Raw genomic sequence first — 14,173 nt, 5'->3', positions numbered from 1 at the left:
ACAGCGGCTCGGCACAGCAGGCCCGGGGCGGCGAACAGGCGCCTTTGCTATACTCCGCGAATGATAGCGAAAATCAATGGCGACAGGGCACTCACGCTTGCTCGCGACGTACTCGACATCGAAGCGGACGCCGTGCGCGCGCTTCGCGACCAGCTCGACGGCAGTTTCGTCGGCGCGGTCGATTTCATCCTGGGTTGCCGTGGACGCGTGGTCGTCTCCGGCATCGGTAAATCCGGCCACGTGGCCCGCAAACTCGCGGCCACGCTGGCAAGCACCGGCACACCGGCGTTCTTCGTGCATCCGGCGGAAGCAAGCCACGGCGACCTCGGCATGGTGACCGCCGACGACGTATTTCTCGCGCTGTCCAATTCGGGCGAAACCGAGGAGCTGATGGCGATCCTGCCGCTCATCAAGCGGATCGGCGCGAAGCTGATCGCGATGACGGGCCGTCCTGGCTCTAGCCTCGCGCAACTCGCGGATGTGCATCTGAATTCCGGCGTCGCGAAGGAAGCCTGTCCGATGAATCTCGCGCCCACCGCCAGCACCACCGCCGCGCTCGCGCTCGGCGATGCGCTCGCGGTCGCGGTGCTCGACGCGCGCGGCTTCGGCCGCGACGACTTCGCGCGCTCGCATCCGGGCGGCGCGCTCGGCCGACGCCTGCTCACCTACGTGCGCGACGTCATGCGCACCGGCGACCAGTTGCCGCAGGTCACCCCTGAGGCAACCGTCAGCGATGCCCTCTTTCAACTGACCGCGAAGCGCATGGGCATGACCTCGGTCGTCGACCGCGAGGGCCGTGTGACGGGCATCTTCACCGATGGCGACCTGCGCCGCGTGCTCGAACGCGACGGCGATTTCCGCCAGCTGCCGATCGCCTCGGTGATGACCGCGGGCCCGCGCACGATCGGGCCGGATCATCTCGCGGTCGAAGCCGTGGAACTGATGGAGCGTTATCGCATCAATCAGATGCTGGTCGTCGACGAAACGGGCAAGCTGATCGGCGCGCTCAACATGCACGACCTGTTTTCGAAGAAGGTGATCTGATGGCCGTTGCTCCCCCTACCGCTACCGAACGCGCAAGCCGCGTGAAGCTGATGATTTTCGACGTCGACGGCGTACTGACCGACGGCGGCCTGCTGTTCACGGCGGAAGGCGACACGATGAAAGGCTTCAACTCGATGGACGGCCACGGCATGAAGCTGCTGCGCCAGGCCGGCATCGAAACGGCGCTCATCACCGGGCGCAAGTCCGGCATCGTGGCCGCGCGGGCGAAAGAAATGAACATCGCGCATGTCTACCAGGGCGTGCAGGACAAGCCACAGGCGTTCGCCGACCTGCTGCGGCAAACCGGCCTCACCGCCGAGGACTGCGGCTACATGGGCGACGACTGGGTCGATCTCGCGGTGATGCTGCGCGTCGGCTTCGCGGCCGCGCCGGCCAATTCGCATCCCGAAGTGATCGCACGCGCCCACTGGGTCAGCGAGGCGCGCGGCGGTTACGGCGCGGCGCGCGAAGTGTGCGACACGCTGCTGCGTGCCCAGCACAAATATGAAGCACTGCTCGCGGCGGCGTGCAGCGGCGAGCAACGGGGCCTCGTGGGATGAACCAGTTTCGCCTGACTTCGCTGATCCCGCTCATCGCGATGGCGGCGCTCGCCGGCATCACGTGGTGGCTGCTGCAAGCCACGTTGCCGCGCAAGACCGACGACGAGGTGCGCCCGAAGGAACACACGCCGGACTACTTCGCCGACGACTTTTCGGTGTCCGAGCTCGACCAGTCGGGCGCGACGCAGTACCGGCTGACCGCGAAGTCGCTGGTCCATTACGAGGACGACGAAATGAGCGACCTCGTCAAACCGGCGATGCGTGCGTTCCAGCCCGGCAAGCCGATCGTCACCGCGACCGGCGACACGGGCACGGTCAACGCGGATGCGTCGATCGTCAATCTGTACCAGAACGCGCGCATCCTGCGCGCGCCCGGCGGCGGCGACCCGCAGATGCAGGCCGATTCCGAGCATTTCAGGGTCCTCGTCAACGACGATGTGATCGAGACTGAAAAGCCAGTTAAACTTCAGCGCGGCATGTCCGTGATGACTGCCAGCGGCATGAAATACAACAATGTCACCCGGTTTATGCAACTGTTCGGCAATGTAAGAGGCGCAATCGCCGCGTCCGATTCCGGCCACTAAGCCAACGCATACCGGGTAATCCATTCCAGGCGTGACTGCATGAACGAATCGCACCCCCGTTTTGATACCGGCCGTTCGCGCGCGCTGTCCGCGTGCCGCGCCGCACTCGCTGCGCTCGTCGTCGCGCTGCCGCTCGTCGGCTTCGCGCCGCTTGCGCACGCGGACCGCGCCGACAAAGACAAGCCGCTGAACATCGAAGCGGACAACATGACTTACGACGACCTGCGGCAGGTCAGCATCTTCACCGGCCACGTGGTGGCCACCAAAGGGACGATCCTGATCAAGGCCGATCGCGTCGAAGTGTCGCAAGACCCGCAGGGCTACCAATTCGCGACCGGCACCTCGAGCGGCGGCAATCTGTCGTATTTCCGCCAGAAGCGCGAAGGGCTCGACGAATACATCGAGGGTACGGCGATCCGTATCGACTACGACGGCAAGCAGGATCTGACCACGCTGACCACCAATGCGACGGTGCGCCGCCTGCAGAGCATGACGACGCTGCTCGACCAGGTGCACGGTAGCGTGATCACCTACGACGGCCAGAACGACTTCTACACCGCGAAGGCAGGCAAGGACGTCGCAGGTCCGGGCAACCCGACCGGCCGCGTGCGCGCCATGCTCTCGCCGCGCAACGCCGGCGCCGCGCCGCTGACCGGCGCGTCGGCCACGCTCACGCCGTCCAACTCGATCCAGGGAGCGCCGAACCAGTGAGCACCATGAGCAGCACCATCGCGCCCCTCCCCCATCGGAAGCCGGCCGGCACCAGCAGTTCGCTGGTCGTGCGCAATCTGAAGAAGCGCTATGGCTCGCGCACGGTTGTCAAGGACGTGTCGCTCGACGTGAAGAGCGGCGAAGTGGTCGGCCTGCTCGGCCCGAACGGCGCCGGCAAGACCACGTCGTTCTACATGATCGTCGGCCTCGTGCCGCTCGACGCCGGCGAAATCGATCTGGACGGCAAGTCGATCAGCCTGCTGCCCATTCACAAACGCGCATCGCTCGGCCTGTCATATCTGCCGCAGGAAGCGTCGGTGTTCCGTAAGTTGAGCGTCGAGCAGAATATTCGCGCGGTGCTGGAATTGCAGCACGACGAAAACGGCAAGCGCCTCGGCAAAGACGTGATCACGTCACGCACCGAAGCGCTGCTCGACGAGCTTCAGATCGCGCATCTGCGTGAAAATCCGGCGCTCTCGCTGTCGGGCGGCGAGCGTCGTCGGGTTGAAATTGCGCGCGCGCTGGCAACCAATCCTAGCTTCATTCTGCTCGACGAACCGTTCGCCGGCGTCGACCCGATCGCGGTGCTGGAAATCCAGAAAATCGTCAAGTTCTTGAAGCAGCGCAATATCGGCGTCCTGATCACCGACCACAACGTGCGCGAAACGCTAGGTATCTGCGATCACGCGTACATCATCAGCGACGGCAGCGTGCTGGCCGCCGGCGCGCCTAGCGACATCATCGAAAACGAAAGCGTGCGGCGCGTCTATCTGGGCGAGCACTTCCGCATGTAAGCACACACGGCGTCCCCGGCCACGCGAGCGCGCGCGGCCGGCCGCGGCGCCATTTTTGCGGCACCCGCACATTCGTTGTCAGGCGGCGCAGGGTGGCGCCGCGCGGCGCGCCAAATTGGGCGTACCCAAAAATTGCGAGTGCCGCAAGGTATCGCGGTCGTGGCAAACTCTCTACAATGAATCTCAACTTGCCATGAAAGCCAGCCTCCAACTCCGCCTATCGCAGCATCTTGCGCTCACGCCGCAACTGCAACAGTCCATCCGACTGCTTCAGTTGTCGACGCTCGAACTGCAGCAGGAAGTCGCCATGGCGATCTCGCAGAATCCTCTCCTCGAAAACGAAGACGAGTGGATCGCGAGCCCGTTGCGGGTGGCAGGCGACGGTTCCGTGATCGCCCAGACACCGGGCTCCTCGGCGCCGGCCGATCCGATGGCCGGCAACGGTTCGGCATCGTCCGAGGGCAACGGCGAGCGAGCCGAAAGCGGCGAGCCGCAGGGTGTCGACGAATACAATGGCCTTTCGGGCGACGGCGGCGGCGATACCTCGCAGTGGAACCTGGACGACTACGGCCGCTCCGGCAACGCGTCGGACGACGACGACCTGCCCCCGCTGCAAATCCACGAATCGAGCACGTCGCTGCGCGACCACCTGATGGCGCAACTGCGCGTCACCCAGGCGAGCCAGCGCGACCGCGCGCTCATCACGTTCCTGATCGAATCGCTGGACGACGACGGCTATCTCGCCGCCACGCTCGAAGAAGTGCTGGCTGACCTGCCCGAAGAACTCGAAGTCGACGTCGACGAACTGAACGCCGCGCTTGCGCTGCTGCATAGCTTCGACCCATCAGGTGTCGGCGCGCGCTCCGCGTCCGAATGTCTGAAGCTGCAGTTGCTGCGGCTCGAGCCATCGCCCACGCGCACGCTTGCGCTAGACATTGTCAGCCATTACCTGGAACTGCTCGCCGCGCGCGATTTCACGCGGCTGCGCAAGTACCTTAAGGCCAGCGACGACGATCTGCGCGACGCGCATGTGCTGATCCGCTCGCTCGAACCATTTCCGGGCGCGGCCTATGGCAAGGCCGAAGCGGACTACGTGGTGCCTGACATCATGGTGCGCAAAACGGCACAGGGCTGGCAGGCGGAGCTGAATCCCGAGGTAGTGCCGAAGCTGCGGATTAACCATCTATACGCGAATATTCTGCGCAATAACCGCGGCGATCCGGGCAGTGGTTCGTTGCGCCAGCAACTGCAGGAAGCACGCTGGCTGATCAAAAATATCCAGCAGCGTTTCGAGACGATCCTGCGGGTTGCGCAGGCAATTGTCGAGCGTCAAAAGAGCTTTTTTGTGCACGGCGAAATTGCCATGCGCCCCTTGGTTTTGCGGGAAATAGCTGATACGCTGGGCCTACACGAGTCGACTGTCTCGCGTGTGACAACCGGCAAATACATGCTGACCCCATTCGGGACGCTGGAATTCAAGTACTTTTTCGGCTCACACGTTTCGACGGACACCGGCGGCGCGGCCTCCTCCACGGCCATTCGCGCGCTGATCAAACAACTGATAGGAGCGGAAAACCCGAAATCGCCACTTTCAGACAGTCGCATAGCCGAACTGCTGGCGGAACAGGGCTTCGTGGTCGCACGGCGTACCGTTGCGAAATACCGTGAGGCGCTCAGAATCCCGGCAGTCAACCTGCGCAAGTCTCTGTAGCCCGCCGCGTTTTGCAGCGGGCATTTACCGGCCGCTCCGCACCTGGCGGACAGGCCGGCCGCTGCGACCTGCCAGATGTCCGTCACCGGGGGGCGACACAGGCAAGCCGTCAGATCGACCGGACCTCTGTCATTGTGCGGACCAAGCGGCCATTAGCTTGGAGAAGCACTATGAATCTCAAGATCAGTGGACACCACCTCGAAGTAACGCCTGCGTTGCGCGAATACGTGATCACCAAACTGGACAGGGTGCTAAGACATTTCGATCAGGTCATCGACGGCAGTGTGGTCCTCTCGGTCGACAACCATAAGGAAAAGGACAAGCGTCAAAAGGTGGAAATCAACCTCCATCTGAAGGGTAAGGATATCTTCGTCGAGAGTTGTGACAGCGATTTGTACGCTGCAATCGATCTGATGATCGACAAGCTCGACAGGCAGGTGATACGCCACAAGGATCGTCTGCAAGGCCATCAGCACGAAGCGATCAAGTATCAGCCGGCGCCGCAACTGGACGTGCCGCCGCAATAGGAGAAATTAGAGGAAATTCCTCATTTCCCTTGAACTCGTCGAGCCGCCCGCGACCGGGCGGTTTTTCGTTTCAGCGCCCCGGTTCCCGCTCACCGCCGGTGCGTCTCGCCGAGGCCGACCCCAACCATTCCCGCAGAAGATTGCGCAGCGCGACATGTGCCGCGGCGCAAGCGCTGAAAAACCTGATATGCATAGATGGCGCGCCGCACCATCGGCCGTCACCCTGTTCTATAATGTTCCGGTTACCATCGGGGTCAAGCCAGCTCTGATGAAGTACGGCCGATCGAAATCTAACGCTTTCGCGATCGACGCTGACCGTCCGTCTTCGCCAGCATCGAACGAATGGAACGTCACTCAACCGCCCCGGTGGGGAGAACTCAGGCCACGTTTTCGCCTGTCAAAATGAATCGTTTAGCCAAATTTCTTCCCCTCGAGAACGTCGTCATCGGACTATCGGTCACCAGCAAGAAACGCGTGTTCGAGCAAGCGGGCCTGATCTTCGAGAACCAGAACGGCATCGCCCGCAGTACCGTCACAGACAATCTTTTTGCGCGAGAACGACTCGGCTCGACCGGGCTCGGCGAAGGCGTCGCGATCCCGCATGGGCGGATCAAGGGCCTCAAGCAGCCGCTCGCCGCATTCGTCAGACTCGCCGAACCGATCCCCTTCGAAGCGCCGGACGGCCAGCCGGTCTCGCTGCTGATCTTCCTGCTCGTCCCCGAACAGGCCACTCAACAGCACCTCGAAATTCTTTCCGAGATTGCGCAATTGCTGTCCGATCGCGACGCCCGCGAGCGGCTGCACACGGAAGAAGAACGCGAATCGTTGCATCGCCTGCTTACTCAGTGGCAACCTTGATGCAACGGCGGCAGTAGTTCATGCACGCACATACACGCAGGTAAGGCCCGGTAAGCGGCTCACACTGGAGTCACTGACTCATGGATACGTCCAGCATCAACGCCCAGAGCATTTTCGACGACAACGCCGCCATGCTGAAGCTCAGCTGGCTCACGGGGCATGAAGGCTGGGAGCGCGGCTTTTCTTCGGAATCGGTCGCCAATGCCACGTCGAGCGCCGACCTCGTCGGCCACCTGAACCTGATCCACCCCAACCGGATCCAGGTGCTCGGCGACGCTGAAATCGACTACTACAAACGTCAGACCGACGAAGACCGCTCGCGCCACATGGCCGAGTTGATCGCGCTGGAGCCGCCGTTTCTCGTCGTCGCGGGCGGAGTCGCGGCGCCGCCGGAGCTGGTGCTGCGCTGCACGCGCTCGTCGACGCCGCTGTTCACGACGCCGACCTCGGCGGCCGCGGTGATCGATAGTCTGCGTCTTTACATGTCGCGCATTCTCGCGCCGCGCGCGACGCTGCACGGCGTGTTTCTCGACATCCTCGGCATGGGTGTGTTGCTGACCGGCGACTCGGGCCTCGGCAAGAGCGAACTCGGCCTCGAACTGATTAGCCGAGGCCACGGTCTCGTCGCCGACGACGCTGTCGACTTCGTGCGCCTCGGCCCGGACTTCGTCGAAGGACGCTGTCCGCCGCTGCTGCAGAACCTGCTCGAAGTTCGCGGCCTCGGTCTGCTCGACATCAAGACGATCTTCGGCGAAACGGCGGTGCGCCGCAAAATGAAACTGAAGCTGATCGTGCAACTGGTGCGCCGCCCCGACGGCGAATTCCAGCGGCTGCCGCTGGAAAGCCAGACCGTCGACGTGCTCGGCCTACCGATCAGCAAGGTGACGATCCAGGTGGCCGCCGGCCGCAACCTCGCGGTGCTGGTCGAAGCGGCCGTGCGCAACACGATTCTGCAGCTGCGCGGTATCGACACGCTGCGCGATTTCATGGATCGGCAACGTCTCGCCATGCAGGATCCCGATAGCCAGTTTCCCGGCAAGCTGATCTGAAGCCCGCCACAGCGCCATGAAGCGCCCGCAGAAGGCAGGCCGCGGGCACGCGCATGGAGGCCAGATGCTATGATGAAATCTACGCTTTCGACGACTCCATGCGCATAATCCTGATCACCGGTATCTCCGGCTCCGGCAAATCCGTTGCCCTGAACGCGCTCGAAGACGCGGGTTATTACTGCGTCGATAATCTGCCGCCGCGTTTTCTGCAGCAACTCGCCACCTACCTCGCCGCGGACGGCCAGGATCGTCTCGCGGTCGCGATCGACGCGCGCTCCGGTTCGTCGCTCGACGAAATGCCCGCGATGATCCGCGACCTCAAGCGCTCGCACGACGTGCGCGTGCTGTTCCTGAGCGCGAGCACGCAGTCGCTGATTCAACGCTTTTCCGAAACGCGTCGCCGCCATCCGCTGTCCGGCTCGCCCGCGCACGACGCGGACGTTGGCCTGCTCACGTCGCTCGCCGAAGCGATCGAACGCGAGCGCGAACTGGTCGCGGGACTTGCCGAATTCGGCCATCAGATCGACACGAGCAATCTGCGCGCGAACGTGCTGCGCGCATGGGTCAAGCGCTTCATCGAACAGGAGGACGCGGGGCTCGTGCTGATGTTCGAGTCGTTCGGCTTCAAGCGCGGCGTACCGCTCGACGCGGATTTCGTATTCGACGTACGCACGCTGCCGAACCCATACTACGATCATGAATTGAGGCCGCTCACCGGCCTCGACAAACCGGTGATGGATTTTCTCGATGCGCAGCCGGTCGTCAACGAGATGATCGACGACATCGAGAAGTATCTGTCCAAGTGGCTGCCGCATTTCCGCGACGACAATCGCAGCTACCTGACCGTCGCGATCGGTTGCACGGGCGGCCAGCACCGCTCGGTATTCATCGCAGAGACGCTTGCCGCGCGTCTCGCAACATCGGCGAATGTGATTGTGCGGCACCGCGATGCGCCGGTCGACGTCGGCGAATCATCGAAGCTGGTGGCTTAACCGGCCGCATCGCGCGGCCTTAACCCGAAGCGTTGCGCCATGTCCTCTACGCCTACTGTGTACGCCGATTTGCCGCTGTTTCCGCTGCATACGGTGCTATTTCCCGATGGCTTGCTGCCGCTCAAAATCTTCGAAGCACGCTACCTCGACATGGCGCGCGACTGTCTGCGCGAAAAAACACCGTTCGGCGTTTGTATGCTGAAAAGCGGCGCCGAAGTCGCGCGCGAGGAAGAACCTTCGGTACCCGAAACGATCGGCTGTCTCGCCGAAATCGACGAGTGCGACGTCGAAGCATTCGGCATGCTGCTGATTCGCGCACGCGGCACGAAGCGCTTTCGTCTGTTATCGCATCGCGTCGAAGCGAGCGGTCTGCTGGTCGGCATGGCCGAGCCGCTCGCCGATGATCTCCCGCTCGAGGGCAATGAGCTATTGGCCAAATTCGGCGCGTGCGCGGAAGTGCTCGAGCGGATCATCGCAACGATCCGCGAACGCGATCCGGACAGCCTACCGTTCGCCGAGCCGTTCCGGCTCGACGATCCGTCGTGGGTGTCGAACCGTCTCGCCGAGGTGCTGCCAATCGCGTTGCGCGCACGGCAAAAGCTGATGGAATTAACCGATGCCGGCGCGCGCATCGACGTCGTGCATCACTACATGCAACAGCATCAGTTGCTGTGAAATCCTGAAGTCGTGAAGGCTGCCGCGCCGGACCCAAGTCGCCCGCTCAGCACCTCCGATCCATTCCGCTAGAGCAACGAACCATGCAGACTGGCGAGCAGCTTGCGTACCGGCGCCGGCACGCCGAACGAATCCAGATCGCTGAGCGCAACCCATGCGGTGTCCGCATCGTTGAGCGCGGCCAGGGCGCCGACACCGCGATCAAACTCCGCAAGCCGCGGTTCGATATCGAGCTTGAAATGCGTGAATACGTGTGAGAACGACGCGAGCGCGGACACTTCGCCGTCGCCGCCGAACGCGCGCGCCCGCTCGGCCAGCGATGCTTCGTCGGCAGCTTCGGGCAGACTCCACAGACCACCCCAGATGCCCGACGGTGGACGCCGCTCGAGCATCACCGCATTGCCGTCGCGCAGCACCAGCATCCACGTACGGCGTGTCGGCACCGCTTTCTTCGGGCGCGCGGTCGGCAATTCACGTTGACGTCCGGTGACGTTGGCGACGCAGTCCGGCGCGAACGGACAGCGCGAGCAATGGGGTTTGCCACGCACGCACAATGTCGCGCCGATATCCATCAAGCCCTGCGTGTACCCGCTGACCTCCGCGTTCGACGCATTCGACGGCAGCAGTGATTCCGCGAGCGTCCACATTGCATTCTCGACTTTCTTCTCGCCCGGAAAGCCTTCGACGCCGAATACGCGCGCAAGCACGCGCTTCACGTTGCCGTCGAGAATCGTCGCGCGCGCGCCGAACGCGAACGATGCGATCGCCGCGGCCGTCGAGCGGCCAATGCCGGGCAACTCGGCGAGCTCATCGACCGACGCGGGAAACGCGCCGCCATGCTGCTCGACGACGACCTGCGCGCAGCGATGCAGATTGCGCGCGCGCGTGTAGTAGCCGAGGCCGGCCCACAGCGCCATCACGTCATCGGACGGCGCGGCGGCGAGCGCGGCGACATTCGGGAAACGCGCGAGAAATTTCGCGTAGTACGGAATCACCGTCGACACCTGGGTCTGCTGCAGCATGATTTCGGACAGCCAGATGCGATACGGATCGCGCGTGTTCTGCCACGGCAGATCGTGGCGGCCGTGCTGGCGCTGCCACGCGATCAGCCGCGCGGAAAACTCGGGCATCGGCGCAAACGCGGGCGTGGTGTCGGACGCGCTCGAGCGCGCGCCGGTCGTTGGGGTCAGGCGGGAAGGCATCGAGACTCTAGCGCTGGCAAGTGGGACAGAAGTACGTGGAGCGTTGCCCCTGCACGATCTGTTTGATTGGCGTTCCACACACGCGGCATGGCAGGCCAGCGCGATCATAGACGAAGTAGTCGAGCTGAAAATAGCCGCTTTCGCCGTCGCTGCCTACGAAATCACGCAGCGTGCTGCCGCCCTTGTCGATCGCGGCGGCGAGCGTCACGCGCACGGCATCGGCCAGCAGTTCATAACGCACGAGCGACACGCGGCCCGCCGCGGTGGTCGGCCGGATGCCCGCGCGAAACAGACTCTCCGACGCGTAGATATTGCCCACGCCGACCACGATGTCCCCCGCCAGCAGCGCCTGCTTCACCGACACCTTGCGCCCGCGCGTCACCCGATGCATCAGCGCGCCCGAAAAAGCCGGCGAGAAAGGCTCGACGCCAAGGCTCGCGAGCAGCGGATGTTCGAGGATGTCGCCTGCTTCGCGCGGATGCCACAGCACCGCGCCGAAGCGGCGGGGATCACGATAGCGCAGGATAAAGTCGTCGAAGATCCAGTCGACGTGATCGTGCTTCGCCGCGGCAGGCGGATGCGGCACATGACGCAGAACGCGCAACGTGCCCGTCATGCCGAGGTGGACGATGAACCACCCTGCGTCGATTTCGAACAGCAAATACTTGCCGCGTCGCTCGACTTTGCGCACCACGTGACCGCGCAAGGTTTTCGCAAGGTCGGCCGGAATTGGCCAGCGCAGCGCGGCCGTCCGCACGTCGACGCGCTCAACCTTGCGCCCGGACACATACGGTTCGATCCCCCGTCGGGTAACCTCGACTTCTGGCAACTCTGGCATGGCTGATTGGTCTGCTACTTGCGTGAGTGGTTGTGCGCGTATTGTAGCGAGCGCGTTACAATCGACTGAAACATTGAACGGATTTCCATGAACGTGTCCTTCGTGAAGCTGCTATCAAAGCGCCGCGCGCGCGTGTCCAACGTGTCGCTCGCCGTGTTCGCTCGCCGGATGCTCGGTGCAGCCGCGCTCGGATTGTGGGCGCTGGCCGCCGTGCCCGCGCATGCGCAGGACCCGTCGCCGGATTCCGACGACACGTCGGTCACGATGCCGGACCCGCTGGGTCCGGCAACATCTGAAGAAGAAAAGTCGCTGCCCGGCGTACCGCTGTCGAGCCAGATCGTCTTTCAGGTGCTGGCCGCCGAGATCGCGCTGCAGCGCGACCAGCCGGCACCGGCCTATCAGACCTACCTCGCTCTCGCGCGCGATACTCACGACCCGCGCATGGCGCAACGCGCCACCGAAATCGCGCTGGCGGCGCAGAGCCCGTCGGACGCGCTCGCCGCCGCGCAACTGTGGCAACAGTACGCGCCGAGTTCGGAACGCGCCGCCCAGCTCGACGCGTCGCTGCTCGTGCTGTCTGGCAGGCCCGACGATGCGTCGCCGATCCTGTCGCAAGAACTGGCGAACGTACCCGAGGAAAATCGCGGCAGCGCGATCCTCGCGCTGCAACTGCTGTTGTCGCGCGGCCCGAACCGCGTCGGTGGCCTGCACGTGTTGCAGGACCTGCTGAAGAACGACATGAACCGGCCGGAGGCGCAACTGGCCCTCGCACGTCAGCAGCTGCTGGCCGACGACGCGCCGGGCGCGCACAAGTCGCTCGAGCAGGCGCTCACGATCAAGCCCGACTATCTGCCGGCGGCGTTGATGCTGTCGCAAATGGGTCCGGAGGAGCGCAAGGAAGGCATCGCGTCGCTCGAAAAGTACGTGCAGCAGAATCCGAAATCGCATGACGCACGGCTCGCGCTGGCGCAGATGTATCTTGCCAGCGACCGTCTCGACGACGCGCAGAAGCAGTTCGAGCTCATGCGCAAGGCAAACCCCAACGACTTGACACCGTTGATGGCGCTCGCGCTGATCAAGATCCAGCAGAAGAATCTCCCCGAAGCGCAGACGTATCTGGTGCAGTACGCGCAGCAGGCCGAGAAGACGCCCGGTGCCGATGCGGGCCAGGGCTACATCTACCTCGCGCAGCTAGCGCTCGAACAGAAGAATGAGGCGGCCGCGAGCGACTGGCTGAACAAGATCTCGCCAGCGAGTCAACAATACCTGGCCGCGCAGATTACCCACGCACAACTGCTCGCGAAACAGGGCAAGACGGAGGAGGCGCGCCAGTTGCTCTCCAACTTGCAGACCTCCGATCCGCGTGATGTGGCACTGATCGCGCGCACCGATGCGGCGATCCTGTTCGACGCGAAGCGCTACCCGGAGGCCGAAGCGCGTCTGCAGCAAGCCACGGCGAGCTTTCCCGACGACCCCGACCTCACCTACGACTACGCGATGGCCGCCGAGAAAACCGGCCATTACGACATCATGGAAGCGCAGCTGCGCAAGCTGATGCAGACGCAGCCGGACAATCCGCAGGCCTATAACGCGCTCGGCTATTCGCTCGCAGATCGCAACCAGCGCCTGCCAGAGGCGGACAAGCTGGTCGAGAAGGCCTCGGCGCTCGCACCGAACGATGCGTTCATCATGGACAGCGTCGGCTGGGTCAAGTACCGGATGGGTAACACGGCCGATGCGATCAAGCTGCTGCGCAAGGCATACAGCCTCCAGCCGAACGCGGAAATCGGCGCGCACCTCGGCGAAGTGCTGTGGAAGGCCGGCGAGCAGGAACAGGCGCGCGCCGCGTTTCGCGAGGCTCGCAAGCTCGAACCCGACAACGAGACTCTCGTCAAAACGTTGCAACGTCTTCAGGTAAACGATCTTTGATGCGTCTTTCCCGTTTGATTTCTTTTTCCAGGGCGCCGCGCGGCATGGCGGTTGGTTTCGCGGCGGCGGCGGTTGTCGCGCTGGCCGGCTGCGCGTCGGTGAAGCCGCAGGGGCCGTCCACGTCGAACGCCGCCACCGAAGTCACCGCGCAGACGAGCCGCTCGTATCAGGGCCGCTTCGCGATCCAATACAACGATCAGAACGGCCAGCAGCGCAACGCTTACGGCAATTTCTCGTGGCACGAAACGGGCGACACCGTCACGCTGCAGTTGCGCAATCCGCTTGGCCAGACGCTGGCCATCGTGACTTCGTCGCCGGCTTCGGCCACGCTCGAATTGCCGAACCGCCAGCCGCTCACCGCCGATAACGTGTCGACGCTGATGCAGAACGCGCTCGGCTTCACGCTGCCGGTCGAAGGGTTGCGCTACTGGCTGCAACCGTCGCCGGCGCCGACTTCGCGCGCGAAGACCGAGAAGGATCCGGAGCAACCGTCGCGCCTGAAGCAGATCACCCAGGACGGCTGGACGATCGACTATGTGGCCTATGCCGATGCACCAGCCACCGGCGTGAAGCGCCTCAATCTGAGCCGCTCGGAGCCGCCACTCGACATCAAGCTCGTGCTGGATCAGTGAGTCGTTCTTGCTGGGCCTTTTGTCCCAGCATCCGCTCACGTAACCTTGCTACCCGTTTGGCGCCCCC

15 protein-coding genes are annotated in these 14,173 nt (G+C 63.7%); 13 read left to right on the top strand and 2 right to left on the bottom strand.

Annotated elements, in window-relative coordinates; translation table 11 throughout:
* Nucleotides 1–60 precede the first annotated feature (60 nt).
* From kdsD to OKW41_RS42420, 11 genes are all read left to right on the top strand, one after another.
* Entirely contained in the window at nucleotides 61–1,044 is a 984-nt protein-coding gene (gene kdsD, locus OKW41_RS42470) for an arabinose 5-phosphate isomerase KdsD (protein WP_090802947.1), read from the top strand.
* Nucleotides 1,044–1,604 (top strand): KdsC family phosphatase, encoded by a 561-nt coding sequence (locus OKW41_RS42465; protein ID WP_184026959.1) that lies wholly within the window; start codon nucleotides 1,044–1,046, stop codon nucleotides 1,602–1,604. Before kdsD ends, OKW41_RS42465 begins: the two co-directional genes overlap by 1 nt.
* On the top strand, nucleotides 1,601–2,188 hold the full coding sequence (lptC, locus tag OKW41_RS42460; RefSeq protein WP_429453294.1) for an LPS export ABC transporter periplasmic protein LptC: 588 nt from the start codon (nucleotides 1,601–1,603) through the stop codon (nucleotides 2,186–2,188). The genes OKW41_RS42465 and lptC overlap by 4 nt, the downstream gene beginning before the upstream one ends.
* Before the next feature lie 39 nt (nucleotides 2,189–2,227).
* A complete protein-coding gene (gene lptA / locus OKW41_RS42455; RefSeq protein ID WP_429453296.1) occupies nucleotides 2,228–2,899 on the top strand; it encodes a lipopolysaccharide transport periplasmic protein LptA in 672 nt (223 codons plus the stop codon).
* Nucleotides 2,900–2,916: 17 nt separating this feature from the next.
* Entirely contained in the window at nucleotides 2,917–3,693 is a 777-nt protein-coding gene (gene lptB, locus OKW41_RS42450) for an LPS export ABC transporter ATP-binding protein (protein ID WP_090805577.1), read from the top strand.
* Between the two features lie 193 nt (nucleotides 3,694–3,886).
* The gene (locus OKW41_RS42445) at nucleotides 3,887–5,404 is read left to right on the top strand and encodes an RNA polymerase factor sigma-54 (RefSeq protein ID WP_429454601.1); all 1,518 of its coding nucleotides are present in this window, start codon (nucleotides 3,887–3,889) and stop codon (nucleotides 5,402–5,404) included.
* A 170-nt stretch (nucleotides 5,405–5,574) separates the two neighbouring features.
* Entirely contained in the window at nucleotides 5,575–5,931 is a 357-nt protein-coding gene (gene hpf / locus OKW41_RS42440; RefSeq protein WP_027199628.1) for a ribosome hibernation-promoting factor, HPF/YfiA family, read from the top strand.
* Nucleotides 5,932–6,273: 342 nt separating this feature from the next.
* Nucleotides 6,274–6,789, top strand: coding sequence for a PTS sugar transporter subunit IIA (locus OKW41_RS42435; RefSeq protein WP_184026940.1), 516 nt, complete (start codon nucleotides 6,274–6,276; stop codon nucleotides 6,787–6,789).
* 80 nt (nucleotides 6,790–6,869) lie between these two features.
* Nucleotides 6,870–7,838, top strand: coding sequence for an HPr(Ser) kinase/phosphatase (hprK, locus tag OKW41_RS42430; RefSeq protein WP_008921706.1), 969 nt, complete (start codon nucleotides 6,870–6,872; stop codon nucleotides 7,836–7,838).
* 98 nt (nucleotides 7,839–7,936) lie between these two features.
* A complete protein-coding gene (gene rapZ / locus OKW41_RS42425) occupies nucleotides 7,937–8,830 on the top strand; it encodes an RNase adapter RapZ (protein ID WP_429576119.1) in 894 nt (297 codons plus the stop codon).
* 39 nt (nucleotides 8,831–8,869) lie between these two features.
* The gene (locus OKW41_RS42420) at nucleotides 8,870–9,505 is read left to right on the top strand and encodes an LON peptidase substrate-binding domain-containing protein (RefSeq protein WP_013088324.1); all 636 of its coding nucleotides are present in this window, start codon (nucleotides 8,870–8,872) and stop codon (nucleotides 9,503–9,505) included.
* Between the two features lie 68 nt (nucleotides 9,506–9,573).
* Here the strand turns inward: OKW41_RS42420 and mutY are convergent, their stop codons facing one another.
* Nucleotides 9,574–10,707 carry an A/G-specific adenine glycosylase gene (mutY, locus tag OKW41_RS42415; RefSeq protein WP_429576118.1) on the bottom strand — a complete coding sequence of 378 codons (1,134 nt, stop codon included), beginning with the start codon at nucleotides 10,705–10,707 and terminating at the stop codon, nucleotides 9,574–9,576.
* A gap of 7 nt (nucleotides 10,708–10,714) precedes the next feature.
* Complete coding sequence (mutM, locus tag OKW41_RS42410) at nucleotides 10,715–11,545, bottom strand: bifunctional DNA-formamidopyrimidine glycosylase/DNA-(apurinic or apyrimidinic site) lyase (protein WP_184053933.1); 831 nt, start codon at nucleotides 11,543–11,545, stop codon at nucleotides 10,715–10,717.
* An 87-nt stretch (nucleotides 11,546–11,632) separates the two neighbouring features.
* On the opposite strand from mutM, the gene OKW41_RS42405 reads away from it, so the two are divergent.
* On the top strand, nucleotides 11,633–13,474 hold the full coding sequence (locus OKW41_RS42405) for a tetratricopeptide repeat protein (RefSeq protein ID WP_429453300.1): 1,842 nt from the start codon (nucleotides 11,633–11,635) through the stop codon (nucleotides 13,472–13,474).
* Nucleotides 13,474–14,106, top strand: coding sequence for a lipoprotein insertase outer membrane protein LolB (gene lolB, locus OKW41_RS42400; RefSeq protein WP_429453302.1), 633 nt, complete (start codon nucleotides 13,474–13,476; stop codon nucleotides 14,104–14,106). The genes OKW41_RS42405 and lolB overlap by 1 nt, the downstream gene beginning before the upstream one ends.
* Nucleotides 14,107–14,173: the final 67 nt, after the last annotated feature.

It is taken from the genome of Paraburkholderia sp. UCT70 (genome assembly GCF_050434085.1).
In the GTDB taxonomy this organism is placed as follows: Bacteria; Pseudomonadota; Gammaproteobacteria; order Burkholderiales; family Burkholderiaceae; genus Paraburkholderia; species Paraburkholderia tuberum.
The sequence above is the reverse complement of the archived record's forward strand: the minus strand, read 5'-3'. Positions and strand labels throughout refer to the sequence as shown.